Source organism: Stenotrophomonas sp. CFBP 13725, assembly GCF_014841935.1.
Lineage (GTDB): Bacteria > Pseudomonadota > Gammaproteobacteria > Xanthomonadales > Xanthomonadaceae > Stenotrophomonas.
Genome location: NZ_JACYUV010000008.1, coordinates 12,295 through 36,130 on the forward strand (window position 1 = coordinate 12,295; position 23,836 = coordinate 36,130).

Annotated in this window: 17 protein-coding genes and 1 pseudogene; 9 read left to right on the forward strand and 9 right to left on the reverse strand. The window is 67.3% G+C overall.

The genetic code is table 11. The features are described 5' to 3' along the window. Window positions 1-211: 211 nt before the first annotated feature. Genes recD through recC form a run of 3 tightly spaced genes read right to left on the reverse strand, consistent with a single transcriptional unit; the run spans window position 212 to window position 9,050 of the window. Window positions 212-2,059 carry an exodeoxyribonuclease V subunit alpha gene (gene recD / locus IFT65_RS13850; RefSeq protein WP_192081924.1) on the reverse strand — a complete coding sequence of 616 codons (1,848 nt, stop codon included), beginning with the start codon at window positions 2,057-2,059 and terminating at the stop codon, window positions 212-214. After that, window positions 2,056-5,706: an exodeoxyribonuclease V subunit beta gene (locus IFT65_RS13855; protein ID WP_192081925.1), complete on the reverse strand. Its 3,651-nt coding sequence runs from the start codon at window positions 5,704-5,706 to the stop codon at window positions 2,056-2,058. The genes recD and IFT65_RS13855 overlap by 4 nt, the downstream gene beginning before the upstream one ends. Further along, window positions 5,703-9,050: an exodeoxyribonuclease V subunit gamma gene (gene recC / locus IFT65_RS13860; protein ID WP_192081926.1), complete on the reverse strand. Its 3,348-nt coding sequence runs from the start codon at window positions 9,048-9,050 to the stop codon at window positions 5,703-5,705. Before recC ends, IFT65_RS13855 begins: the two co-directional genes overlap by 4 nt. A 236-nt stretch (window positions 9,051-9,286) precedes the next feature. Between recC and IFT65_RS13865 the strand changes: the two genes are divergently transcribed. The 6 genes and pseudogenes from IFT65_RS13865 (at window position 9,287) to IFT65_RS13890 (ending at window position 13,446) form a co-directional block, all read left to right on the forward strand. Continuing rightward, window positions 9,287-10,075, forward strand: coding sequence for an ATP-binding cassette domain-containing protein (locus tag IFT65_RS13865; protein WP_188325521.1), 789 nt, complete (start codon window positions 9,287-9,289; stop codon window positions 10,073-10,075). Next, window positions 10,075-10,824, forward strand: a complete 750-nt coding sequence (locus IFT65_RS13870; RefSeq protein ID WP_192081927.1) for an MlaE family lipid ABC transporter permease subunit — start codon at window positions 10,075-10,077, stop codon at window positions 10,822-10,824. The genes IFT65_RS13865 and IFT65_RS13870 overlap by 1 nt, the downstream gene beginning before the upstream one ends. 98 nt (window positions 10,825-10,922) lie before the next feature. Next, window positions 10,923-11,396, forward strand: a pseudogene (gene mlaD / locus IFT65_RS13875) (outer membrane lipid asymmetry maintenance protein MlaD); the annotation flags it as partial. A gap of 56 nt (window positions 11,397-11,452) precedes the next feature. Further along, window positions 11,453-12,115 carry an ABC transporter substrate-binding protein gene (locus tag IFT65_RS13880; RefSeq protein WP_192081928.1) on the forward strand — a complete coding sequence of 221 codons (663 nt, stop codon included), beginning with the start codon at window positions 11,453-11,455 and terminating at the stop codon, window positions 12,113-12,115. Continuing rightward, a complete protein-coding gene (locus IFT65_RS13885) occupies window positions 12,105-12,434 on the forward strand; it encodes an STAS domain-containing protein (RefSeq protein WP_192081929.1) in 330 nt (109 codons plus the stop codon). The genes IFT65_RS13880 and IFT65_RS13885 overlap by 11 nt, the downstream gene beginning before the upstream one ends. A 1-nt stretch (window position 12,435) precedes the next feature. After that, complete coding sequence (locus IFT65_RS13890; protein ID WP_192081930.1) at window positions 12,436-13,446, forward strand: VacJ family lipoprotein; 1,011 nt, start codon at window positions 12,436-12,438, stop codon at window positions 13,444-13,446. Between the two features lie 294 nt (window positions 13,447-13,740). Here IFT65_RS13890 and IFT65_RS13895 read toward each other — a convergent pair whose 3' ends face one another. The 4 genes from IFT65_RS13895 to IFT65_RS13910 form a co-directional block, all read right to left on the reverse strand. Then, window positions 13,741-14,283, reverse strand: coding sequence for a glutathione peroxidase (locus IFT65_RS13895; RefSeq protein ID WP_192081931.1), 543 nt, complete (start codon window positions 14,281-14,283; stop codon window positions 13,741-13,743). A gap of 52 nt (window positions 14,284-14,335) precedes the next feature. Further along, on the reverse strand, window positions 14,336-14,698 hold the full coding sequence (locus IFT65_RS13900) for a hypothetical protein (RefSeq protein WP_192081932.1): 363 nt from the start codon (window positions 14,696-14,698) through the stop codon (window positions 14,336-14,338). 55 nt (window positions 14,699-14,753) lie between these two features. Then, the gene (gene rmuC / locus IFT65_RS13905) at window positions 14,754-16,316 is read right to left on the reverse strand and encodes a DNA recombination protein RmuC (RefSeq protein ID WP_192081933.1); all 1,563 of its coding nucleotides are present in this window, start codon (window positions 16,314-16,316) and stop codon (window positions 14,754-14,756) included. A gap of 261 nt (window positions 16,317-16,577) precedes the next feature. Further along, a complete protein-coding gene (locus IFT65_RS13910) occupies window positions 16,578-17,585 on the reverse strand; it encodes a zinc-binding alcohol dehydrogenase family protein (protein WP_192081934.1) in 1,008 nt (335 codons plus the stop codon). Between the two features lie 94 nt (window positions 17,586-17,679). Between IFT65_RS13910 and IFT65_RS13915 the strand changes: the two genes are divergently transcribed. From IFT65_RS13915 to IFT65_RS13925, 3 genes are all read left to right on the forward strand, one after another. After that, on the forward strand, window positions 17,680-18,600 hold the full coding sequence (locus tag IFT65_RS13915; protein ID WP_192081998.1) for a LysR substrate-binding domain-containing protein: 921 nt from the start codon (window positions 17,680-17,682) through the stop codon (window positions 18,598-18,600). A gap of 154 nt (window positions 18,601-18,754) precedes the next feature. Continuing rightward, complete coding sequence (gene leuE, locus IFT65_RS13920; protein ID WP_192081935.1) at window positions 18,755-19,387, forward strand: leucine efflux protein LeuE; 633 nt, start codon at window positions 18,755-18,757, stop codon at window positions 19,385-19,387. A gap of 140 nt (window positions 19,388-19,527) precedes the next feature. Further along, the gene (locus IFT65_RS13925) at window positions 19,528-20,955 is read left to right on the forward strand and encodes an amino acid permease (protein WP_188325532.1); all 1,428 of its coding nucleotides are present in this window, start codon (window positions 19,528-19,530) and stop codon (window positions 20,953-20,955) included. Between the two features lie 60 nt (window positions 20,956-21,015). On the opposite strand, the gene IFT65_RS13930 is transcribed toward IFT65_RS13925, so the two are convergent. Together IFT65_RS13930 and IFT65_RS13935 are read right to left on the reverse strand one after the other, a co-directional pair. Beyond that, window positions 21,016-22,245 carry a dipeptidase gene (locus IFT65_RS13930; RefSeq protein ID WP_192081936.1) on the reverse strand — a complete coding sequence of 410 codons (1,230 nt, stop codon included), beginning with the start codon at window positions 22,243-22,245 and terminating at the stop codon, window positions 21,016-21,018. Between the two features lie 187 nt (window positions 22,246-22,432). Then, window positions 22,433-23,599, reverse strand: coding sequence for a class I SAM-dependent rRNA methyltransferase (locus IFT65_RS13935; protein WP_192081937.1), 1,167 nt, complete (start codon window positions 23,597-23,599; stop codon window positions 22,433-22,435). Between the last annotated feature and the right edge of the window lie 237 nt (window positions 23,600-23,836).

Here is a 23,836-nt window from a genome sequence, read left to right on the forward strand (position 1 = left end):
GACTGCTCTGGTTTGGCTGCTCTGGTTTGGCTGCTCTGGTTTGGCTGCTCTGGTTTGGCTGCTCTGGTAGAGCCGACTTCAGTCGGCTGCGGAGGACGTCAGCCGACTGAAGTCGGCTCTACCAAGGGCTCTGCCGGTCAGCCGACTGAAGTCGGCTCTACCAAGGCGGTGGCGCGACCAGGGTGGGTTGTACCGACGCTGCTGTCCGGCATCAGCCGAACAGCGAGGCCTGCACCGGTTCGGCGCCCAGGCGCCACGCCAGCCCGGACATCCGGCTGGCGTGGCGGTGCAGGGCTTTTTCCAGCACCTCGGCCGGACCGGCCAGGTGCAGCCGCTGCCGCGCGCGGGTCAGTCCGGTGTAGACCAGTTCCCGCGACAGTACGCGTGCATCGTGCCGCGGAAGCTGCAACCACACTTCGTCGAATTCCGAACCCTGCGCCTTGTGCACGGTCATTGCGAACGCACTTTCATGGGCCGGCAGTGCGGCCGGGTGGAATGCACGCGGCTGGGCCAGGTCATCGCCTGCAAACCAGGCCACGATCGCGCCCGTTGCGTCGCGCAGGCAGATGCCGATATCACCGTTGAACAGACGATGGCGGTAGCTGTTTTCAGTCACCAGCAGCAATCTGCCGTGGAAGTAGCCTGCATTGGCACCGGCCAGCAGCGTTTCAATGCGATGGTTCAGGCCGCGCGCGCCCTGCGGGCCCTCGCGCAGTGCCGTCAGCACGCGCAGGCGGCTCGCCTGCGCCAGTGCCTGCGCCGGATCTGCCGTCTCGCCCAAGGCCTGCCAGTGCCCGAGCAGATGCTCGCGCTGCACCGACAACGGGTCCAGCACATCTTCGTGGAAGCCGACGCCTGCCAGTGACTGGTCCCGCAACAAGCGCAGCGCGCCGTCGCTGTCACCGCGACGCACCGCGGTGGCCAACGGCGCAAGGTCCAGGGTGGCTGTCTGCCGGTAGCCCCGCTGCAGCTGCACACGGCGGCCGGCGAAGGCGCTGGGCGGCGCCTCGGGCAGCAGCGATGCCGGTGCCAGCAGCGGCTTCAGCGCGCGTGCGTCATCGGCACGCGTGCCCTGCCCGTCGCCGCTGGCGCGCAGGATGGCGCTGAGCACATCGCCAGCCTCCACCGACGGAAGCTGGTCCGGGTCACCCAGCAGGATCAGCCGCGTGCCCTCGCTGATCGCCTCCACCAGCTTGGCCATCAGCGGCAGGTCGATCATGGAGGCCTCGTCCACCACCACCACATCGAATGGCAGGGGATTGTCCGCATGGTGGCGGAACCGTGGCGAATCCGGAATCACCCCCAGCAGGCGGTGCAGCGTGGTTCCACTGCTGGGCAGGCCCTCGCACAGCGCAGCCTCGATGCCCTCGCCCTGCAACCGCTGCATCGCCAATCGCAGGCTTTCCGCCATGCGCTCGGCGGCGCGCCCGGTCGGGGCCGCCAATGCCATCCGGGGGACGGCGCGGCCTGCCTGCGCCGCCTGCGCGATCAGCAGCAACAGCAGGCGGGCGATGGTGGTGGTCTTGCCCGTGCCTGGGCCACCGGTCACCAGAGCGAGGGGGTGACGCAGCGTCACCGCCGCCGCGCGTGCCTGCTGGTCCGCGCGCTCGGCGGCGTGTGGAAACAACTGCGCGAACAACGGCGCGAGCGGTTCCAGGCCTGCGTCAGGCAGGGAGAAGCGCCCTATCCGTTGCAGCCCCTCGGCCAGCGTGCGTTCGTATTCGCGGTAGCGGCGCAGATACAGCAACCCGTTTTCCAGCACCAGCGGTGCGTCATCACTGACCGCATCCGCCGTGGCCGGCGTGGCCACCCAAGGCGAGGCGCGCAGCTGGTCCGCCCAGTCTGCCGCCAAGGGCCAGGTGAAATCGCCTTCCACCAGCCGCTGTGGCTGCGCCGGATCGAAACCGGCGTGGCCCTGCGATACCGCCAGTGAGGCCAGCGCAGCGGCCACCAGTACCGCCTGCGGAGTATCCGCACGCAGACGCCCCAGGCTGAGCGCCAGGGCATGGTCCAAGGTGCGCAGCTGGCCACCCTGCTTCAATGCGGTCAACAGGTTCATGCGACGCCTCCCAGCACGCGGGACACCAGCGCGGCCTGGGCGGTTTCGCCCCCGGCAAACAGCGCATCCAGGGCATCGACCAGTGCCACATCGAAGCGCGCCGCGTGTACACCGTGGCCCGGCACCTCCAGGCCGCGACAGAACAGGTAGCGGATACCGCCCATGTCGCGCGCGTAGTCATACTGGTTGCCCAGCCGGAAACGCAGCCAGCGATGCAGCGCAACGGTATAGATCAGCGCCTGCAGATCGTATTCGCTGTGCTGCATGGCCACCTGCAGCAACGCCGGTGCGTAGCCGGGAAGGCGGTTCGACTTGTAGTCGAGCACGTACCAGCGGCCGTCGCGTACGTAGGTCAGATCGATCTTGCCGGTCATCAACCCTTCCAGCTGGCGACGCAGGCCGAAGCCGCGGCGGGCCGGCACGAAGCCGAAGCGATGCAGCACCTGCAGCAGGGCGGGTACGGCCGTCGGCTGCATGGCGAAGTGGAACTCGATTTCGGCGCGGCGCTCGTCGGATGGCAGGCTGTACAGGGCACCGCCTTCCGGCAATTCAACGGTGAGCGTGTGGCCGACCAGCGGGGTCAGCACGGCGACGCCCTCGTCCAGGTCTGCATCGGCGTAGCCTTCTTCGCGCAGCGCCTTTCGAAGCACCGCGTCCTGTCCTTCCGGTGCAGGTTCGCCAGGCTGCCAGAGGCCCCACGCCGCAAAGTCGGTGTTCTCCAGCGCATCGTGCAGCACGTTGCCGAAGCGGCTGCCCATGAAGCGGGGATCCACCGGCACCGCGTCGGGCTCTGCACCGGCAGGCAGCGCCGGCTCCAGCGGCAGTTCCGGACCCGCCGGTTCGTCGGCGGCCGGCGCGGGTACCTCGGTTGCTGCCGCGTCCACATCATGGCCTGCATCGGCGTTGGCCAGCTGGGTGAAGCTGTAGACCCACCAGTCATGCGGCACGCGACGGTCGATGCGGCGAACCGGTGGCAACGCCCCTTCGCTTTCCAGCGCAAGCTGCGGCGGGCGCAACGGCGGGCCGCTGTCATCGACCACGATATCCGGGTCTGCCGCCAACGCCGCCGCGTCGGCCAGCATGGGCGCCAGGCGGGTCTTCGACAGGCCGGCCAGGTCGCCCACGGCAATCCACAGGGCGTGCTCTGCACGGGTCAGGCCGACATACAGCAGTCGCGCATCTTCGGCTCGCTGCTCCTGGTCACGCAGTGCCGTTGCGTTGTCCCACGCCGTGTCCTTGTCCAGCTTCCAGTGCAGTTCCCGGCGATCGTCAGCGTGCACGGTGCAATGGCTGGCCGTGTTCGGCGCCCCGCCCTCGATGCCGACGAAGGGCAGGTAGACCAACGGATATTCCAGGCCCTTGCTCTTGTGCAGGGTGATGATCTGGACACGACGCGCGTCCGACTCCAGTCGCAGCAACTGCTGCTCATCGTTCTGGTCGGCGTGCGCCATCTGCCCCTGCAGCCAGTCCAGCAGGCCATGCATGCCCAACGCCTGCGCGGATGCTTCCTGCAGGAGTTCGCCCAGTTGCAGGTAATTGGTCAGTCGTCGCTCGCCGTCGATCAGCGCGAGCAAGCGCTCGGCCTGGCCAGCACACGCATCGGCGATGACCGCGAACGGGCCGCCACGGGTCCAGCGCTCCCGCCACTGCAGCAGCTGCGACTGGAAGCCGCGCTGCACATCGCCCTCGCGTTCCATGCTGGCGATGGCGGCGGCATCCTGTCCCAGCAGCACGGTGGCCAGCGCCGCACGCAGGCGCCCTTCATCGGCCGGCTGCAGCAAGGCCATCAGCAGCGCGCGCAGGTCCTGCGCCTCGGCGCTGGCGAACAGACTCTGCTTGCCCGCCGCCACGGCGGGGATGCCCACGGCCGCCAGACCCGTCTGCACCAGGGTGGCTTCGCGGTGCGAGCGCACCAGCACGGCGATGTCGCCGGGCGCCACGGGTCGATCGCGCAACACGGCAAGGCCGCTGCGCGCCTCCAGCAACACGCGGTGGATGTCAGTGACGCAGGCCCTGCACGCCATCTCGCGCGACGGTTCCGCGTTGAAAGGCTTGCCTCCTTCGTTGCGCAGCACGCGCAGCGTGAGCCCGGGGGCAGGGACTCCGTTGCGCAGGTAGTCGTCATCGCGGCGTACGCCACCGGCCGCTACCGGCTCGAACTGGATGGCCGGGTCCAGGAACGCATCAGCGCCGGCGCTGGCGTACAACGTCTGCAGCGCGCGCAGCACGGCCGGGCGGGAACGGAAGTTGCGGTCCAGCGCCGGCGCGACCTGCGCCTCGCGCCGGGCGTTCAGATAGGTGTGGATATCACCGCCACGGAAGCCGTAGATCGCCTGCTTCGGATCGCCGATCAGGAACAGCGCAGGTGGCAGGTCATCATCGCGGTTTTCCGCGGAGTCGCCGAACACGCTGTCGAAAATGCTCCATTGGCGATCATCGGTATCCTGGAACTCGTCCACCAGCGCGATGCGGTACTGCGCACGCAGGTGGCGCACCAGGGTGCGACGGTGCGGCCCGTCCAGGGCATCGGCAACCCCCTCGATGAGGTCATCGTAGGTCTGCACCCGCCGCACCTGTTTCAGAGTGGCCAAGCGCTGCCGTGCCTCTTCGCGTACGGCGTGCAGGAAGTTGATGGCCTGCAGGCGCAGCCACGCCTGCCGTGCATCGCGCGCATGCAGGTAGTCCTGTAGCGGCGCCTGCAACGGCGACACCGGAGCGCGGCCGGCATGCGCCTTGTTGGTCTTGGCGGCCAGTGCCTCGGGCAGGAAGGCCGGCAGCCGCTCGCTGTCCAGCGGCGCGGTTTCATCCCCGCGCAGCGCCCACTCGCGCAGTGCGCTGCAGACCGGCTGCACCCAGGTCAGCTTGTACGACGCCCCGTTCAACCACTTGGCATCGACGGCGTCGCACAGGGCCTGGAAGAAGGCATCACCGTGCTCGCGTACGGCCTGCGCCAGCGCGCGGGTGGCCTGCTGCAATGCGTCGATCGGATCCGATCCGATCGGGCCCGGCGCAGGCAGCAGGGGCAACGACTTCAACAACGCAGGAAGATCCGACGCCAGCGCATCGGGGCTTTTCCACAGCCATGTCAGTGGATCGATCGCGGCCGGGTCGCTGGCATGCACGCGCCACAGGTCCGCCGCCAGTTCTTCCAGCAGACTCCGCTCGCTGGCCAGCAGTTCGGGCGGGTCGAAGGTGTGCCCGCTTTCCAGCGCATGTTCGCGCAGTACGCGGGTGCAGAAGCCGTGGATGGTGAAGATCGACGCCAGGTCGATTTCATCGGCCGCTACCTGCAACCGCCGCTGCAGGGCGCTGGCACGTTCCTGGCCGCCCTGCAGATGGCGTTGCAGCACGAAGCGGGTCAACGCCACATCCGGCGATTCGCCCTCCTGCGGCGCGCTGTCCACCAGCTGCGCCGCCAGGGCCAGACGCTCGCGGATGCGCTTGCGCAGCTCCTGCGTTGCCGCATCGGTGAAGGTCACGGCGAGGATCTGGCCGATGCGCAGACCCTGCTCCACCACCAGGCGGGTGAACAGCGTCGCCAGGGTGAACGTCTTGCCGGTACCCGCGCTGGCCTCGATCAGCTGCACGCCCTGCAGCGGCAGGGCCAGGTACGGGTCGTCGTGCAAGGGCGTGGCGATGTGGCTCATACCGTGTCGTCCTGCGGGAAATCGGCCAGCGCACGGCCTTCGCGCACCGCCGTGAATATCAACCGGCTGATGTGCAGCAGCTCGGCATAGTGGGTGTCGTCGACGAACGGGTCCTGTCCGCGCAACGTCAGCTGCAGGGCTTCACTGCGTGACTCGCCCCAGCTGCGGTCCGATCCATGCCAGCGCTTGGCGCCTTCAGCGCGCTGCTTCTCCGCGCTGGCGGTGTGGATGGCCCAGCCGGTGTATGGGCCGAAACGCAGCGGTTCGCGCAGGCCGCGCTGGCGCAGCCGGAGCAGCGCACGCAGCGCGTCGCTGGCCTGCGCCACGGAGAGCGCCGGCTGCACATGCGGCCCGATGCCCGCTTCCCCGTCATCGTGGAACTGCACCAGCGGCAGCGCGTCGCCGGCCGCATTGGCGAGCAACCAGTCCAGACCGTGGCGGATGGCGGCCGGTCCGTTGAGGCTGCCGGTACGCAGGCGCACCAGCCCATCCGGATGGCGGTCTCGCACACGGCCGTGCAGGCGCACGCCATCGACCTGCACTTCGTAGCGGCGGCTCTGCAACGGCTCGGCGCGCAACCACGCACGCAGGGCATCGGCATAGGGCCTTGTCTGTGCCTGCAAGGCATCGAAGCCGCGCTCGCCCAGCGCCCCGGACGGCAGCAGCGCACGTGCGCGCAGCCGCGGATACAGCGGTGCGTCGTCCTCGGTCAACGTCGCCTGCACGACGGCCAGTTGCACGCTGCGGGCGGCGGGGCTGCGGTCATCCAGCACCAGGGGTTCGATGTCATCGGTCTCTTCCACGTCACCGGGCAGGCGCAGGCCCAGTGACAGCGCCAGGAACTGGCCTGCCGGATCAATCAGGAAGCGGCGCAGTTCGTCCAGCGACAGGCTGTCTTCGGAGCGGTCCGTTGCGCCCGCCAGGACCGGCAGCGCCGTCGTGCACCACGGTGGCAACGCGGCGCGCGCACCGCCCACGCTCCCCGCGGCGGGATGCCATTGCCGCCGGTAGCTGAAACGGCGTGGATCGCCGCCACCGAAGGCCGCCGGTGAAAACGGCTGCAGCGCATGCCGCACCACGAAGCCTTTGCCGGCGTCCACGGGGTCGACGTGGTACTTCATCGCCGCATCGATCAACTCGCTGACCAGTACGGACGGTTCGCGTGCGGTGCCATCGCGCGGATCAGCGCCCAGGTAACTCAGGTAGAACGCATCCTGTGCGGCGGCGAACAGCTGCAGGAACAGGAAGCGATCGTCTTCGCGCAGTGAGCGATCGCCCGGGCGACGGCGCGGCGAGTCCAGCTCTGCGGTCAGCTGATTGAGGCCGGCGGCGGGGTCCCGGCGCGGGAAGTCGCCATCGTTCAGGCCCAGGATGCAGATCACCCGGAACGGCAGCAGGCGCATCGGCACCATCCGGCCAAAACTGATGCCACCGGTGAGCAGCGGTGCACGCGTATCAGCCTCGGCCAGCGCCGCGGCGAAGTGGGAACGGATCACCTCTGCCGGCACCGCCGCATCAGATCCGGCCTTCGACGCGTCCTCGGCGAACTGGTTGATCAGTCGGCGCAGCCGCTCCAGCGCGCGCTGGCTGTTGGGCGAGGAAGGCGGCGTCGGCAGCACCGCATCCAGCAGGCCCAACAGGCGCTGCCGCCACTGGTCAGGCGGCAGACGCTCACCCAGCCGTTGCTGGTACACCGCCAGCACGCGCAGCAGGCGGATCAGCCGATCCAGCGCATCCAGCGCGCTGCCTTCCAGTTCCGGCCACGGCGCGACGCCGGCGATGTCGCCTTCGCTGCCACTGGCGTGCCCCAACAACAGGCGGTCCAAGGCGAACTGCCAGGTAAAGGCATCGTCGGCCGGTGCCTGGTGCTGGCGCCGGTGATCGGCGTTCAGGCCCCAGCGCACGCCGGCCAGCTGCAGCCAATCGTGCAATCGATCGAAGGCGGCCGCGTCCAGGCCGGCCGCTTCCGCCAACGGCGCACTGGCCAGCAGGTCCAGCACTTCGTTCAAGCCGAAGCGCGCGACGGGCAGGCCGAGCAGGTGCACGAACACATCAGCCAGCGGTTCACCTGCCAGTGGACTGGTGTCGGCCAGCGCATAGGGAATGTGGTCATCACCGCCGCTGCGGCCGCCGAACACCGCTTCCAGATAGGGCACGTAGGGATCGATGTCCGGCGCCAGCACCGCGATGTCACGCGCCTGCAGGGGCGGATCGAATCGCGGATCCTGCAGCAGCCCGCGCAGCTGGTCATGCAGCACCTGCAGTTCGCGCAGGCGCGTGTGGCAGGCATGCACCTGCAGGCTGGGGTCATCCAGCCGCAGCGTGGGGCGGAGAGCACCAGCGGGCAGTCCGCGGCGATGGAACAGGTCGCGCTGCAGGCGGTGCAGCAGGCTGTCGGACAATCCGCCCTCGTCCAACGTGGGGCCGGCATCCTCTTCGGGATCGACATACGCGGCGATCTCGCCGGCGGGGTGCACGACTTCGTAGCTGCCGAGTACCGCCATGAAGTCGCGCCCGGCTGCACCCCAGGCTTCCAGCAGACGGTTCTCACCTGCGGATTCGCCGAACGGATCCGGTGCCCCGCTGCGCAGCTTTTCCGCCAGCGTCTGCAGGTCGCCCCAATAGGCCTGCACCGGCGTAGGCAGGTAGAAGTGCAGTTCGCCGACGCGTGCCTGGGTGGCCATCACCCGCAGCACATCAGGGGAGATGTTCAGGGTGGCAAACGCCGAAAGGCGCGGCGGAAGGCCCTGTGGCAAGGGTTTTCCGGCGCCTTCGAACTGATCCAGGTAGGCCTGGATGCGGCGCGCGCGGTAGCCCCGCCCCTCGGCGATGGCCCGCCACAGGATCGCCTGCGGATCCTGCGGATCGGCGCCGGCCTCCCAGCGCAGCAGCCAGTCACGGCGCCATGCCTGGTATTTCTCGAACACGCTGGCCAGCTCGCCGGCCAGCGCCCACGGTTTCAGTGGATCGCCGCCGGACAGGTACGCCTGCAGCGCGCGCATCGGTGGCCGGGCGATCAGGTCTGCATCGCCCAGCGCGGCGTACAGGCGCCAGCGCAAGGCGGCCGCGTCCAGATCGTCGGTTTCACCGGGCACATTGGCATTCAGCGCACGCGCGACGAATTCGCCGGGGGTGAGGAACTCCAGGTTGGCTGCCACGCCATATTCGGCGGCCAAAGTGGATTGCAGCCAGCGCCGCATCGCCACCTGCGGAATCAGCACCACTTCCGGTGCCAGCAGGGGCTGGCCGGGCATCGGCGCGCGGACGTGCCGGGCCAGGAGCGCGGCGAGCACATCGAGGGAATTGGAATGGTAGAGGCGGAAATCGCCGGCAGGGTCGCTCATCGCAGACAGTGTGCCGCAGCGCGGCGATAAATGAATGCCGGGGGGTGCAGCGCGCGGCTGTCGCGTTCGCCACCGTGCAAGGCAGACAACCGATTGTTCCGGTGCCCTTCCTGACTGTCCCACCGTGCTGCCGCCCCAGCTCCGGCAGCGCGTGCGACAATACTGGACGGTCCAGTACGCTTATGTTCAGGCGCAGCTGCTGATTCTTCAACGTTGGAAAATCGTTAACGGTGCCCATGCAGGCTTCAGCCACCCCCTTGGTGCAGTTGTCCAACGTCCGCATCGATCGCGGCGGTCGGACAATCCTGCGCGACGTTTCGCTGCAGGTGCCGCGGGGCAGCATCACCGCCGTGCTGGGGCCGTCCGGCAGTGGCAAGTCCACGCTTCTGGCTGCACTCACCGGCGAACTGCGTCCGGTGCAGGGTGAAGTCACCCTGTTCGGCAAGCCGATCCCTACCGGCAACCGCGACCTGTTGGAGATGCGCAAAAGTGTCGGCGTGCTGCTGCAGGGCAATGGGTTGCTGACCGACCTCAGCGTTGCCGAGAACGTGGCGCTGCCCCTGCGCACCCATACCAAGCTGCCGGTGCCGGTGCGCGAACGCCTGGTGCAGATGAAGCTGCACGCGGTGGGCCTGCTGGCTGCCGGAGACACCTGGCCGCGCGAGCTGTCAGGTGGCATGGCGCGACGGGTAGCCCTTGCGCGTGCGCTGGCCCTGGACCCGCCGCTGATGATCTACGACGAGCCGCTGACCGGGCTGGACCCGATTGCCTCCGGGGTGATCATGAGCCTGATCCAGCGCCTCAACCACAGCCTGGGGCTGACCAGCATCATCGTCAGCCACCACGTGCACGAGACCCTGCCGATCTGCGACCAGGTGATCGCCATCGCCAACGGGGGCGTGGTGTTCCAAGGCAGCCCGGCCGCGCTGGAGTCCAGCCAGGATCCGCTGCTGCAGCAGTTCCTGCATGGTCGTCCGGACGGGCCGATCCCCTTTGACGCCGCGCCCCGCACGAGGACTGCCTGATGCCCTTTGTTGCCGGAACCCGCGCGCTGGGACGCGCCGGCCTGTTTTCGCTCACCGTGCTGCGCGGATCGCTTCCGACGGCGGACTTCCTGGCCGAGCTGACCCGCGAAATCTACAAGATCGGCGCGCGTTCGCTGCCGATCATCTCCGTTGGCGGCGCATTCGTTGGTCTTGTGCTGACCCTGCAGGGCTACCGCACGTTGACCACTTTCGGCGCCGCCGATGCGCTGTCCACGCTCTTGGGCCTGTCGCTGTACCGCGAGCTGGCCCCGGTGCTGACCGCGCTGCTGTTCATCGGCCGCGCCGGCAGCTCGATCGCCGCCGAACTGGGCCTGATGCGGGCCACCGACCAGATCAAGGCGCTGGAACTGATGGCCATCGATCCGATCGCCAAGGCCGTGGCACCGCGCTTCTGGGCGGCGGTGCTGACGGTCCCCCTGCTGACCGGGGTGTTCTGCTCGCTGGCCATTTCAGCCAGTTACTTCGAAGCGGTCCACCTGCTTGGGCTGGATAACGGCGTGTTCTGGTCGGCGCTGCGCAACAGCGTGGACTTCTGGAACGACTTCGGTGTGGCAATGCTGAAGTCCGCCATCTTCGGTGGCACCGCCGCCCTGGTCGCCTCGTACGTCGGCTTCCATGCGGAACCCACCATCGAAGGCACCTCGGTGGCCACCACGCGCGCGGTGGTGAACGCGTCGCTGCTGGTGCTCATGTTCAACTTCGTGCTGTCGGCGATGCTGTTCCAGTAACGATGGATTCCTGGTTCCTGCGCTTTGCAGCGCGGGGATGATCTGAAACTCCCGCTTCGGCATCGGCCGGGGCACCTGTCAAAAATGGTGAAACGAACATGGCCATCCGCGGTCCCAGACTGGAATTTTCCGTCGGCGCCTTCCTGTTGCTGGCATTGGCTTCGCTGATGGTGCTGGCCGTCGCTTCAACCAACCAGCGCTGGGGGCTCGGCGGTGGCGGCTATGAGCTCAAGGCCCGTTTCTCGCAGATCGGCCAGCTGCGCAAGCAGGCGCCGGTGAAGATCGGCGGGGTCAATGTCGGTCAGGTCGCCGCCATCGATCTGGACCCGGTGAAGTTCGACTCCATCGTCACCATCAAGATGGACGGCAAGTTCAAGGACCTGCCGGCCGATACCTCCGCCGGCATCTTCACCAGCGGACTGCTCGGCGAGAGTTATATCGGTCTGCAGCCGGGCGGTGATCCGGACGTGCTGAAGGCCGGCGATGAAATCGTGTTCACCCAGCCCGCTGTAGACCTGATCCAGCTGGTCGGCAAGTACATGTTCGGGGGTGGCGGCGCCGGTGGCGACGCAGCCCAGTCCACTGAATCCCATGACGGCGCTGCCGCGCCCGCAACGGAACCGCAACCATGAAAATCAAGCTTCTTCCGCTCCTGCTGGCCTCCAGCCTGTTCGCCGCCACCCCGCTGCTGGCGTCTGCCCAGACGGCTCCCGCCGCGGCGCCGGCTGCCCAGGGCCAGGCCGGCAAAACCGTCATCGATGCCAGCACGCGCATCATGACCACGCTGCAGCAGCGCAAGGCCGAGTTCAGCAAGGACCCGGCCGCACTGCGCAACTTCATCAACAGCGAGCTCAACCGCACCTTTGACCGTGACTACGCCGCACGGCTGGTGCTGGGCGCGCATTCGCGCGGTGCCTCCGACGCCGACATCAAGCTGTTCGCCGATGCCATGGCCGACAACCTGATGCAGCGCTACGGTTCTGCGCTGCTGAACATCCAGGGCAAGCCGACCTTCCGCCTGAAGGGCGAGACCCCCCTGCCGGGCAATCGCGGCGTACGCGTGGCCACCGAACTGGTGCGCTCGGGCGACCAGCCGACCCCGGTGGAATACCTGATGCGCAACAGCGGCGGCCAGTGGAAGATCTTCGACGTCAACATCGAAGGCATCTCCTACGTGCAGACCTTCCGCAACCAGTTCGATGCCCCGCTGCGCCAGAAGGGCATCAAGCAGGTGGCCACTGATCTGCGCAGCGGCGCCATGCAGGCGGCACCGGGCAGCAATGGCAAGTAATCCTGCTTCCACGCAGCAGGCCCAGGTCCGTCTGGATCAGGGCACGCTGCGGGTGACCGGCGCATTGGACCGCAGCGCGGTGATCGCGCTGTGGCCGCAGCTGCAGGGCATGGTCAAGGGCGCGCAAGCGCTCGACCTGACCGATGTGCCGCGCGTGGACAGTGCCGGCGTTGCGCTGCTGGCCGAACTGGCTGCCCGGGTACGCACCGAGGGTCGCGTGTTGGCCATCCAGGGCACACCCGCAGGCCTGACCGAACTGGAGGCCGCCTATCGGCTGTCTGCAGACCTTGATTTCACTGCCCCTACTGCCGCGAGCTGACATGAACGTCGTACGCATTCTCCCCCTCTTCGTGTTGGCCGCCGCGCTCAGTGCCTGCGCCGCCAAGCCCGCCCGTGATGCCGCACCCGTTGCCGATACCGTAGTGCCCGCCGCCTATGCGCCGGTCAGCGATACGTCGGCGTCGACGGATGTCGATACCGCCGCCGTCGCCACGGGCCCGGCCGTTGATGCCTCTGCCGCGTCGGCAGTGGCTGCTGCACCGCCTGCGTCGGCTCCCGTGGATGCCGACGGTGATGGCGTCCCGGATCCGGCCGAAGACGATTTCACCGCCCTGTATGGCAGCGATGGTGTCAGCGGCGGCTCGTCTGCGGTCTACGATCCGTGGGAACCCTTCAACCGCCGCGTGCATCGTTTCAACGTGGTGGTGGACAACGCCGTGGCGCGTCCGCTGGCAACGGCATACACCAACGTCGTGCCGCGCTTCGCACGCACCGGCGTCAGCAACTTCTTCAGCAACATCCGTTCGCCGGTGACCATCGTCAATCAGGTCCTGCAGGGTCGCCCGGATGATGCATGGGACACCTTGGGCCGCTTCCTGATGAACAGCACGCTGGGTGTCGGCGGTCTGTTTGATCCGGCCAGCAAGGCGATGATCGCCAACCGCAAGGAAGATTTCGGCCAGACGCTCGGCGCGTGGGGCTGGCGCCCGTCGCGCTACGTCGAGCTGCCGTTCTTCGGCCCGCGTACGGTGCGTGATGTGTTCGGCCTGGCCGGTGACATCCCACTGTCGCCGATCCGCCAGATCGAAGAAGACAAGGTGCGCATCGGCCTGCAGGGCCTGCAGCTGGTAGACGCCCGTTCGCAGCTGCTGGCGGCCGATGACATCCGCTCCAGCGCCGTGGACGAATACGCCCTGGTGCGCGATGCCTGGCTGCAGCGCCGTACGTACCAGATCGAGAATGACCTGCGCGGCAAGCATGCACGTGGCAAGGACGATCTGGATTCGGCCATCCCGGTGGATGCGATGCCGATGCCGCAGTGGGGCAACTGATCGCCGCTGCTGGATGAAAAAAAACCCCGCTTCGGCGGGGTTTTTTTTGTGGTCGCCGCGGTGGTAGCGCCGACCCATGGTCGGCGGGATCTGTCAGGCACCGCGGTGAAGCGCCGCCGAGCATGGCTCGGCGCTACTGCGTTCTGGTCAGGCGGCGGGCGCGGCCTCGCGCATGCGCACCACGCGGAGAAATAGAGGCGTGGTAGTGCCGACCCATGGTCGGCGGGATCTGTCAGGCACCGCGATCAAGCGCCGCCGAGCATGGCTCGGCGTTCCCGCATCAGCGTGTGCTGGTCAGGCGGCGAGTGCGGTGTCCACGGCGTCGCGGAGGCGCGCGTCGTCGGCCGCTACGTCCGGGGCGAAGCGGGCGATGACCTTGCCGTCGCGGCCGATCAGGAACTTCTCGAAGTTCCACAGGATGCCCGGTGCCGGCTGGGCGAGGTCCTTCGCCGCCAGGCGCTCGCGCATCGGACCTTCGCCGATGGCCTCCGGCTGGGCGGCGATCAGCTGCTGGTACAGCGGATGCACGTCGTCACCGGCGACGCTGATCTTGGCGAACATCGGGAAGCTGACATCGTAGGTGAGCTGGCAGAACTGCTGGATGTCCGCTTCGCTGTCAGGCTCCTGCCCGAGGAAGTTGTTGGCCGGGAAACCCAGCACTTCCAGCCCCTTTGCCTGCTTTTCCAGATACAGCGTCTGCAGGCCTTCATACTGCGGGGTAAGGCCGCACTTGGAGGCGACATTGACCACCAGCAGGACCTTGCCCTGATAGTCCGCCAGCGATGCGGGCTGGCCTTCGATGGTGTTGATGGAGATCTGCTGGATGGATGCGGTCATGACGGGCTCCTGTCTGGAACGGGAAAGGAAAAATCGGGAATGCAGCGCGCGCTCAGTCGACGCAGATCGTGCCCTGCGCCACGCCACCGTCGATGCGCTGGCGGCAGCCGAAGTTCTCGCTGGCGTCGCGCTGGCAGACACCGGATGCCGGTGCGCCGGCAACGACTTCACCGATCGCCAGGCACTGGCCACTGCAGTCGGACTTGGTGGTGCAGGTCTTGCCGGCATCGGCATTGGGCACCACGCACTGCACCCGCTGCAGGCGCCCCAGGGGACGCAGCTCGCCGCCCTTCGCGGTGCAGGCCTCTACTTCCGGCAGGGACGCTGCCGTGTCCAGCGGTGCGCGGCTGCCGCCAAAGGCGCAGCCGGCAAGGGTGAGGGTCAACAGCAGGCTGGTCAGCAGGGGCAAGCGCATCGGTGGCATCCATGAGGTGTGCAGGTAGACCAACGAGGATACCCAAGCGGTATGTCTATTCTTCGTCAGGTCCCGCCAGCTGCTGAACCACTTCGGGTTGCAGTTCAGGCGGCAGCGCCTTCTTCGCTTTGCTGCCCAGCTCGGCCAAGCGACGCGCGCGGCTGATCGCCGAATTGCGCGAATCCTGCAGGCGGTTGCGTGCGTTGGAGAACGCCGTCGTGGCGTCTTCCAGCTTCTTGCCGACGTTGTTGAAGTCGGCCAGGAAAGCGACCAGTGCATCCAGCACCAGTCCGCCGGCATCGCTGATCTGCAGCGCCTGTTTCTGCACCTTGTCGCGCGTCCACAGACGTTCTGCCACGCGCAGCAGCGCCATCAGCGTGTTCGGCGAAGCAAACACGACCTTGTTGTCGAAGGCGTAGGTCTGCAGCGAGGGGTCGATGGACAGTGCTGCCGACAGGGCGCCTTCGATCGGCACGAACGCGATGGTCACATCCAGCGTCTGTTCTTCGCCCATGGCCTTGGGGTAGTTGCGCACGCCGAGATCGCGCACATGCGCGCGCAACGCCGTGGCATGGCGCAGCAGCGCTTCGTTGCCGGCATCGGGCGTATCGGCGTTCATGGCTTCCTGCCATGCCACCAGATTGACCTTGCTGTCGACCACGATGCTGCGCTGGTCCGGGAAGTTCACCACCACGTCCGGACGCAGGCGTTCGCCTTCGTCGTCCACCACGTGCTGCTGGCGCTTGTAGTGCACGCCCTCTTCCAGCCCGGAACTACGCAGCACCGTTTCCAGCATCAGCTCGCCCCAGTCGCCACGCACCTTCGCGTTGCCTTTCAGGGCGTTGGTGAGGGCGGCAGCCTGCGAGGCCATGTCCTGGTTGAGGGTCTTCAGTTCACCCACGGCACCGAGCAGGCTGGCACGTTCGCGTGCCTCTTCGGCGTACAGCACGTCGACGCGGCCGCGGAACTCCTGCAGTCGCTCGGTGAAGGGCTTGAGCATGTTTTCGATGTCCAGCCGCGACTGCCCGGTCGCTTGGCGCACGTTCTTCTCGAACTGCTGGCCACGCTCCTCGAACACCTTGCCGGCCAGTTCAGCAAAGGCGCCGCTGAGCTTTTCCTTCGCCGTATCCAGATAGATGCGCAGCTCGGCGCTGGCCTGCTGCTGGTGCTGCAGGTTGGCCTGCAGGCGGGTGTGGTCACCGTGCAGCTGCTGGTAGGTTTCGCGCTGGGCGTGCAGTTGCTGCTGCAGGTCGACCAGTTGTTCCTGCATCTGCTGCAGGGCGTTGCCTCGTTCCACCAGGCGGGTGTCACGCTCGCTGGCCAGGGCGGCGTCGCGTTCTATGCGGCCCTGCGCGGCGCTGAGTGCCTGCTGGGCATCCTGCGCGCGGCGGCGTTCGCCTTCGATGTCGTCCTGCAGGGCCTGCAGACGTCCGCGCAGCTGGCCGGCGTCGACCTGGGCGGCGAGGCTGCGCTCGCGTTCTTCGCTCAGCGTGTGGCGCAGCGCGTCGAGTTCGTGGGTGTCGGTGCCGCCACTGGAGCGGCGCAGCACCACCACCAGCAGCACGAGGATGATGGCGAGCAGCAGCACGGCCAGGAGTACAAGGGTCTGGGTTTCCATCCGCCTAGTTTAGGCGGGTGCTGTCTCATGCGCTGCGTCGGGGTGGTCGAACGGGCTGGGCCCCCTCGCGGCCGACAGCGTGCGCGCTGCACCCGCGCGTGGATCGGGCGGGTGGGCTATGCGGGGCACGCGCAAGTACGTCCATGTAGCTCTTCGCGGCTCCTGCCCGCTCAAGGCCCCGCATACCCCACCCGCCCGACCCGCTGACAGGTTCCGTGTGCTGTCTGCCGCGTTGAAAAAAGAAGGAAGAGAGAAACGGGCTTACCAGCCTTCGAGGACGATCTTGCCCTTGGCTTTCTGGCTTTCGATCAGAGCGTGGGCGCGGCGCAGGTTGGCTGCGTTGATGCGGCCGAGATTCTCGCCCAGGGTGGTGCGCAGGACGCCGGCATCGATCAGGCCGGCCACGCGGTTCAACAGGACGTGCTGCTGCTGCATGTCAGCGGTCTGGTGCAGCGGGCGGGCGAACATGAACTCCCAATGCAGCGAGGCGCACTTGCGCTTGAGGGCCATGACGTCCAGCTGGCCGGGATCGTCGATCAGACCCAGCTGGCCCTGCGGCGCCAGCACCTCGATGATCTGTGCGTAGTGCTGGTCGGTGTGGGTCAGGCTGGCCACGTGCTCCACCTGCTGGATGCCCAGCCGCGACAGGCCCTCGGTCAGCGGCAGGCTGTGGTCGATCACGTGATGGGCGCCCAGCGCGTACACCCAGTCCTGGGTTTCCGGTCGCGATGCGGTGCCTACCACGGTCAGCTTGGTCAGCTGGCGGGCCAGCTGCACCAGGATGGAGCCGACGCCACCGGCTGCGCCGATCACCAGCAGGGTCTGGCCTTCGCCACCGCCTTCGGCGATGCGCAGGCGATCAAACAGCAGCTCCCATGCGGTGATCGCGGTCAACGGCAGTGCCGCGGCGCTGGCGTCATCCAGACTGGTGGGCTTGCGGCCGACAATGCGCTCGTCTACCAGTTGGTATTCGGCATTGCTGCCCGCCCGGTCGATGGCACCGGCGTAGTACACCGCATCGCCGGGCTGGAACAGGGTGACCTCACTGCCCACGGCATCCACCACGCCGACCGCATCGAATCCAAGCACGCGCGGGGTCTCGGTGGCGGCGCTGCGGCGCACCTTGGCATCGACCGGGTTCACCGCCACCGCGGTCACCGCGACCCGCAGGTCCCGTGGACCCGGGGTGGGGATGTCCATCTCCAGATCAACCAGGGCCTTCGGATCATCGATGGACAGGCCGGCACGGGTATAGGCAACAGCGCGCATGGGGAACTCCGCAGCAAAGGGGGATTCACGCCAGCATGGACGCTGCGGGGGCCGCTGGAAAGGCGCAGAATCCAACATCACTTTCTCTCTCGTGGTGAAAATGATCCGCTTCGATGACCTGCAGTTGTTCGCCCGCACTGCGGCGCTCGGCAGCTTCAGCACGGCAGCGCGCGAGGCGGATCTGCTTCCGGGGCAGGTCGCGGCGGCGATTGCCCGGCTGGAGCGCGAGCTGGACCTGCGCCTGTTCGTTCGTACCACCCGCAGCCTTCGGCTGACCGCCGAGGGCGCGGTGTACCTGCCGTACGCACACGACGTGCTGGCGGCGTTGCGCGAGGGTCGAGCCCGGGTGCAGGGCGAGGATGCCGAGCTGGCCGGCACGCTGCAGGTGGCCGCGCCCTCGGATCTTGGCCGCAACGTGCTGCTGCCGTGGCTGACCGCCTTCCGTCGCGCACATCCGCGCCTGCAGTTGCATCTGCAGTTGTCCGACCAGGTGACGGATGTATTCCGCGATCCGGTCGACATCGCCTTTCGCCTGGGTCGGTTCGACGACGCCAGCTACGTCGCCCTGTCGCTGCTGCCGGACAACCGTCGCGTGCTGGTGGCCTCTCCCGGCTATGTGCAGGCACACGGCACGCCAGGCAGCATGGATGCCCTGAAGGACCATGCCTGCCTGCTGTACCAACTGGGCGGGCGCACGCACGATCGCTGGAACTTTGAACACGATGGACGGCGTAGCGTGGTGGTGGTGCGTGGCGCACTGCTGTGCGATGACGCCGATGTGGTGCGACGGTGGGCGGTGGCGGGTGAGGGTATCGCCTACAAATCATGGCTCGATGTGGGCGACGACGTACGTGCCGGGCGGCTGCAGGTGCTGCTGGGCGGCAGTGGCGAGCCGCTGCCGTTGAACCTGGTGTGCCCACATCGCAAGCAGTTCTCGCCGGCGGTGCGGCAGTTGCATGGGTTCCTGGGCGAGCGGCTGGCGCCGTTGCTGGAAGGGTTGCCCATCGCCCGGTAGTGAGGGCCGCTTGTCGTCCCGGGGCTGCCGCTGCGCTCGCCGAGCGTGGCTCGGCGCTACGGGATCGCAAGCGCCGGCCACATCGTGGCAACGGGGCTGGATCAGCGCCGCGCCACTACAATGGCAGCCCCCTGCGTTGAATGAGTAAGCCGCCATGCCGTGGATGGGCATCCAGGACCTGTGGACCTTCCTGGTCGCCGTGCTGGTGTTCCTGGCATTGCCAGGCCCGGGTACCTTCACCCTGCTCACGGCCACCGGTCGGGGAGGTGTGCGCGGTGGCTATACGGCACTGGCCGGGTTGCTGGTGGGCGACCAGATCCTGATGTGGCTGGCGCTGGCCGGTGTGGCCGCCCTGCTGAAAGCCAATCCCACCGTCTTCCATGCCGTGCAGTATCTCGGCGCGGCGTATCTGGTATGGGTCGGCATCAGCCTGTTGCGTACGCCCAAGGGTGACGGCACCGACACGCCCGGCACGATTCGCCTGGCGCCCGGGCATTACTTCCGCCAGGCGATCCTGGTCAGCCTGCTCAATCCGAAGGCGATCCTGTTCTACATGGCCTTCCTGCCATTGTTCATCGACCCAGGCCAGCACCAGGGCCTGGCAACCTTCGCCGCGCTTGCCGGCATCATCTTCGTGGTCAGCATCGCCTACTGCTCCCTGCTGATCGGCGCCGGCAACCTGGCGCGGCGCCGGCTGATCCAGCATCCCCGCGTCAGCGATGTCCTTCGTCGCGTGGCCGGCGTGTTCCTGATCGGCTTCGGCATTCGCCTGGGCTTGAACGGCTGACCGATCGATTGTGCCGATTCCGGCAACCCACGTCGCGGACAACCTCTATCGCGCTGCAGGTGAGCGCTTGGCAGTGGTAATGCTGCGCCGCGTTCGTTCACACTCGGGCACTTGTCGTTCCCAGTCACCACGAGGCCTGCATGTCTTTGCTCCGGCGTAAATCCCTGGATACCGTCACCGTCCACGAAGCCGGAAGGCAGTTGGTCCGTACCCTGAGTTGGCCCCACCTGATCGCGTTGGGTATCGGGGCCATCGTGGGCACCGGCATCTACACGCTGATCGGCGTGGGCGCCAATCTGGCCGGCCCGGCCGTGTTGATCTCCTTCGCCATCGCCGGGGCCGTCTGTGCCTGTGCTGCGCTGGCGTACGCCGAGCTGGCCACGATGATGCCGGCCTCGGGCAGCGCCTACACCTACAGCTATGCCGCATTGGGGGAGATCTTCGCCTGGGTGGTGGGCTGGAGCCTGATCCTGGAGTACTCGCTGGTGGTGAGTACGGTGGCGGTAGGCTGGTCCGGCTACTTCGTCGGCTTCCTGGAATGGGTGCATACCCAGATGGGCATCGACATCCGCCTGCCGCTGGCGCTGTCGGCCGGTCCGCACGTGGAAGGCGGCATGTTCAACCTGCCTGCGGTGCTGATCACGTGGGTCGTGGCCGGTGGCCTGATGTTGGGCACCAAGGAAAGCGCCACGCTCAACGCCGTACTGGTGGTCTTGAAGATCATCGCGCTGGCAGTGTTCGTTGCGGTTGCATTGCCCGCCTTCGATACGGCCAACCTGCAGCCATTCATGCCGTACGGCTTCGCCAAGTCGCTGGGCCCGGACGGGCTGGAGCGTGGTGTGATGGCGGCTGCCGCGATCATCTTCTTCGCGTTCTATGGCTTCGATGCGATCGCCACGGCGGCCGAAGAAACCAAGAACCCGGGACGTGACCTGTCCATCGGCATCATCGGCTCGATGATCGGCTGCACCATCATCTACATGCTGGTGGCGCTGGCTGCCATTGGTGCCATGAGCTACGCGGTGTTTGGCAGCAGTGCCGAACCGCTGGCCCTGATCATGCGCCAGCTGGGCCACCCGACGGCCGCACTGCTCATCGGCGTGGTGGCCATCATCGCGCTGCCCACCGTGCTGCTGGCTTTCATGTTCGGCCAGAGCCGGGTGTTCTTCGTCATGGGCCGCGACGGCATGCTGCCGCGCAGCCTGTCCAACGTGAGCAAGCGCACCGGTACGCCGGTGGCGACCACGCTGTTCAGTGCCCTGCTGGTATCGGCGCTGGCCGGTGTGGCGCGGCTGGATGAAATCGCCGCGCTGGCCAACGCCGGCACGCTGGCCGCCTTCACCGCGGTGGGCATCTGCCTGGTGGTGCTGCGCCGCCGTGAACCCAACCGCGAGCGCAAGTTCCGCACGCCGCTGGCTTACGTGGTCGGTCCGGCCGCCGCACTGGGTTGCGTCTATCTGTTCTTCAGCCTGCCGCAGAGCACCCAGCTGTACTTCCTGATCTGGAACGTGATCGGCCTGGCGGTGTACTTCCTGTACAGCCGTCGGCACGCGCTGCTGGGCAGGTAGTGACGGCCGCTGGCCGTCAATCGGAGTGACGGCCAGCAGCCGTCACTCCCGTCTGGTCCGTCAGCGTTCGGCGTGGTCCTGAGCCTGCTGCATCACCCGCAGCAGGTTGCCGCCCCAGATGCCGGCAATCTGCTTTTCGTCATAGCCACGGCGCAGCAGCCAGGCGGTGATCTTCGGCAGGTCGCTGACATCGCGCAGGTCGGTCAATCCACCGCCACCGTCCCAGTCCAGGCCGATGCCCACATGCTCAGGCCCGACAACCTCCAGGATGTGGCCCATGTGGGCGAAGAAGTCATCCAGGGTGGCGTGGCGCACCGGGTATTTCGCATCCAGGGCGTCTTCGCCGCGCTGCAGTTCAGCGCCCTGCGCGATGCTCATCGCTTCCCAACCGCCAAGGCGCTTGCTGAGCGCGTCTTCGGCGGCCTTGCGCTGCGGGCTCTTGCCGGGGTCCACCAGATAACCGCCGTAGGCGTTGACCTGTATCACCCCGCCCGCTTTGGCCAGCTGCCGCAGGCGCGTGTCGTCGAGGTTGCGCGGGTGGTCATGGATCGCTTTCGACGCACTGTGCGACAGCACGAACGGCACCGGCATCATCGCGATCAGCTGGTCGAATACCGCGTCGGAGGCGTGCGACTGATCGATCACGATGCCCTGCTTCACTGCATCCAGCACCAACGCCTTGCCCGCCGCGCTCAGTCCGTTCCACTCCGGGCCCTGCGGATTGGTGGCCGAGTCGGCGAATTCGTTGTTGGCGAAGTGCACGGTGCTGAGCATGCGCAGTCCGGCCTGGTGGTAGAAGCGCAGCAGTGAGGGATCGGCCACCAGCGGGCTGGCGTTTTCCATGCTGATGAACACCACGCGCTTGCCATCGGCCTTGATCCGCCGTGCGTCGGCCGGGGTGAGGGCCAGTTCGAAACAGTCAGCGTTGGCCGCCACCATGGTGCGGATCTCCAGCAGGCGCTGCAGGCCCGCATCGCGGTCGCGCAGATGGGTCGCGGCGGTGCGGTCGCCCTGACCGGTGTAGATCGCCCAGAACCCACCATCCAGCGCACCATCGACCATGCGCGGGTAATCCACCTGCGACAGGGCATTGTGATCGTGGCGGTTATCGATGTCGAAGCCATCGCGGGCGAAGTTGGCCGGCGTATCCAGATGGCTGTCGAGCGTGAGCAGGCGCTGCTGCAGGGCTTTCGCGCGCTGCAGCTCCGCCGTGCTGAAGTCGATGGCCTGGGCGGACAGCGGCACGCTGAGCGCCAAGGCGAGCAACAGGGACAGGCGACGCAGGATCATGCGGGTCTCACCGGGAACGGGAAAACCCGACAGTAGCCTGCGCGTGACAACACCGGTAGAGCCGACTTCAGTCGGCTGCACCTCCCGTGCCCCGGATACCGTCCGCCGGGCATCGCCCGGCGCTACCACGCATCTGGATACCGTCCGCCGAGCATGGCTCGGCGCTACCAACTGCTTGGATCAGCGGTTACAGCACCCGGCAGAACACGGCCTTCAGGTAGCGTGATTCCTGCACGTGCGCCATGAACGGGTGGTCGGGGCCGGCGCCGGACACCTTCAGGATCTGGATCGTGCGGCCGGAGTAGAACGCCGCGCGGCGCAGCATGTCCAGGAACTGATCTTCAGCCACCAGCCCGGTGCACGAGAATGTGGCGAGCAGGCCACCGGGCTTCACCACCCCCAGCGCCAGCTTGTTCATGTCCAGGTACTTCTTGAGTGCGCTGATCACCTGGTCGCGGTCGCGGGTCATCTTCGCCGGGTCCAGGATCACCACGTCGTACTGCTCGCCGCGGTTGGCGGCATCACGCAGCCACGGGAAGATGTCGGACTGCACGAACTTCGGCCGCACGTTGTTGAGCTTGGCGTTGCCCTTGGCGATCTGGATCACGTCCTCGTCGATGTCGATGCCCACCACTTCACTGGCACCGCGCGCGGCGGCGTACACCGCAAACCCACCGGTGTTGCAGCACAGATCGAGCACGGTCTTGCCTTCGACCTGCTGGCTCAGCCACTCGCGGTTGTCGCGCTGGTCGGCGAAGAAGCCGGTCTTGTGCGCGCCGGCCGGATCGGCGCGGAACTTCACGCCGTACTCGGTGATCACCGAGGCTTCGGTGGTGGTGTTGCCGTGGAAGTCGAAGCTTTCCTGCTTCTGCACGTGCTCGTCGGCGAAGCTGTGGAAGCGGCAGCCCGGGAACTGTTCGCTCAGGGCTTCGTAGATCCACTCGCGATGGCGGAACATGCCGGCGGCGAAGAACTCCACCACCACCAGATCGCCATAGCGGTCCACCACCAGGCCGGACAGGCCGTCGCCTTCGCTGTGCACCACGCGCCAGGCATCGCTGACCGCATCCAGCTTCAGCACATCGCGGCGCAGTTCCACAGCCTGGGCGATCTTGCGCGAGAACCAGCCCGCGTCGACCGGCACGCGTTCGTCGGTTTCCAGGATGCGCACCGCGATGCGCGAATGGCCGTTGTAGAAGCCGCGCCCGATGAAGTCACCCTCCACGCCGAAGACATCGACGATGGTCCCGGGCTTGGGCCGGACGGCCGGCTTTTCGACCAGTTTCTGGAAGATCCACGGGTGGCTGGAGCGCCAGGCATTCTTGAGACGGACAAAGGGGGCAGAGGTATTCATCGGTCCATTGTAATCGCTGCGGCAGGGGCGGCCGCAGTCGGGTAGTGATGGCCGCTGGCCCAGCAGCCTTCACCTGCGGTTGATTGACGCAGCGCCGTTATGCCCGCAGAATCGGCCGCAGAAGGGGAGTAGCTCCCAACGTTGTCGCCGTCAATTCGAGCCCGCAGGCTCCGGTGCAACGGCAGTCCCAGTACACCGGGGCTGCGAGCGAGACCTTCGCCGTACTGGCGAAGCTCT

Coding starts and splice junctions, on each gene's coding strand:
- recD (WP_192081924.1), bottom strand. CDS start 2,059: ATGAACCTGTTGACCGCATTGAAGCAGGGTGGCCAGCTGCGCACCTTG.
- IFT65_RS13855 (WP_192081925.1), bottom strand. CDS start 5,706: ATGAGCCACATCGCCACGCCCTTGCACGACGACCCGTACCTGGCCCTG.
- recC (WP_192081926.1), bottom strand. CDS start 9,050: ATGAGCGACCCTGCCGGCGATTTCCGCCTCTACCATTCCAATTCCCTC.
- IFT65_RS13865 (WP_188325521.1), top strand. CDS start 9,287: ATGCAGGCTTCAGCCACCCCCTTGGTGCAGTTGTCCAACGTCCGCATC.
- IFT65_RS13870 (WP_192081927.1), top strand. CDS start 10,075: ATGCCCTTTGTTGCCGGAACCCGCGCGCTGGGACGCGCCGGCCTGTTT.
- IFT65_RS13880 (WP_192081928.1), top strand. CDS start 11,453: ATGAAAATCAAGCTTCTTCCGCTCCTGCTGGCCTCCAGCCTGTTCGCC.
- IFT65_RS13885 (WP_192081929.1), top strand. CDS start 12,105: ATGGCAAGTAATCCTGCTTCCACGCAGCAGGCCCAGGTCCGTCTGGAT.
- IFT65_RS13890 (WP_192081930.1), top strand. CDS start 12,436: ATGAACGTCGTACGCATTCTCCCCCTCTTCGTGTTGGCCGCCGCGCTC.
- IFT65_RS13895 (WP_192081931.1), bottom strand. CDS start 14,283: ATGACCGCATCCATCCAGCAGATCTCCATCAACACCATCGAAGGCCAG.
- IFT65_RS13900 (WP_192081932.1), bottom strand. CDS start 14,698: ATGCGCTTGCCCCTGCTGACCAGCCTGCTGTTGACCCTCACCCTTGCC.
- rmuC (WP_192081933.1), bottom strand. CDS start 16,316: ATGGAAACCCAGACCCTTGTACTCCTGGCCGTGCTGCTGCTCGCCATC.
- IFT65_RS13910 (WP_192081934.1), bottom strand. CDS start 17,585: ATGCGCGCTGTTGCCTATACCCGTGCCGGCCTGTCCATCGATGATCCG.
- leuE (WP_192081935.1), top strand. CDS start 18,755: ATGCCGTGGATGGGCATCCAGGACCTGTGGACCTTCCTGGTCGCCGTG.
- IFT65_RS13925 (WP_188325532.1), top strand. CDS start 19,528: ATGTCTTTGCTCCGGCGTAAATCCCTGGATACCGTCACCGTCCACGAA.
- IFT65_RS13930 (WP_192081936.1), bottom strand. CDS start 22,245: ATGATCCTGCGTCGCCTGTCCCTGTTGCTCGCCTTGGCGCTCAGCGTG.
- IFT65_RS13935 (WP_192081937.1), bottom strand. CDS start 23,599: ATGAATACCTCTGCCCCCTTTGTCCGTCTCAAGAATGCCTGGCGCTCC.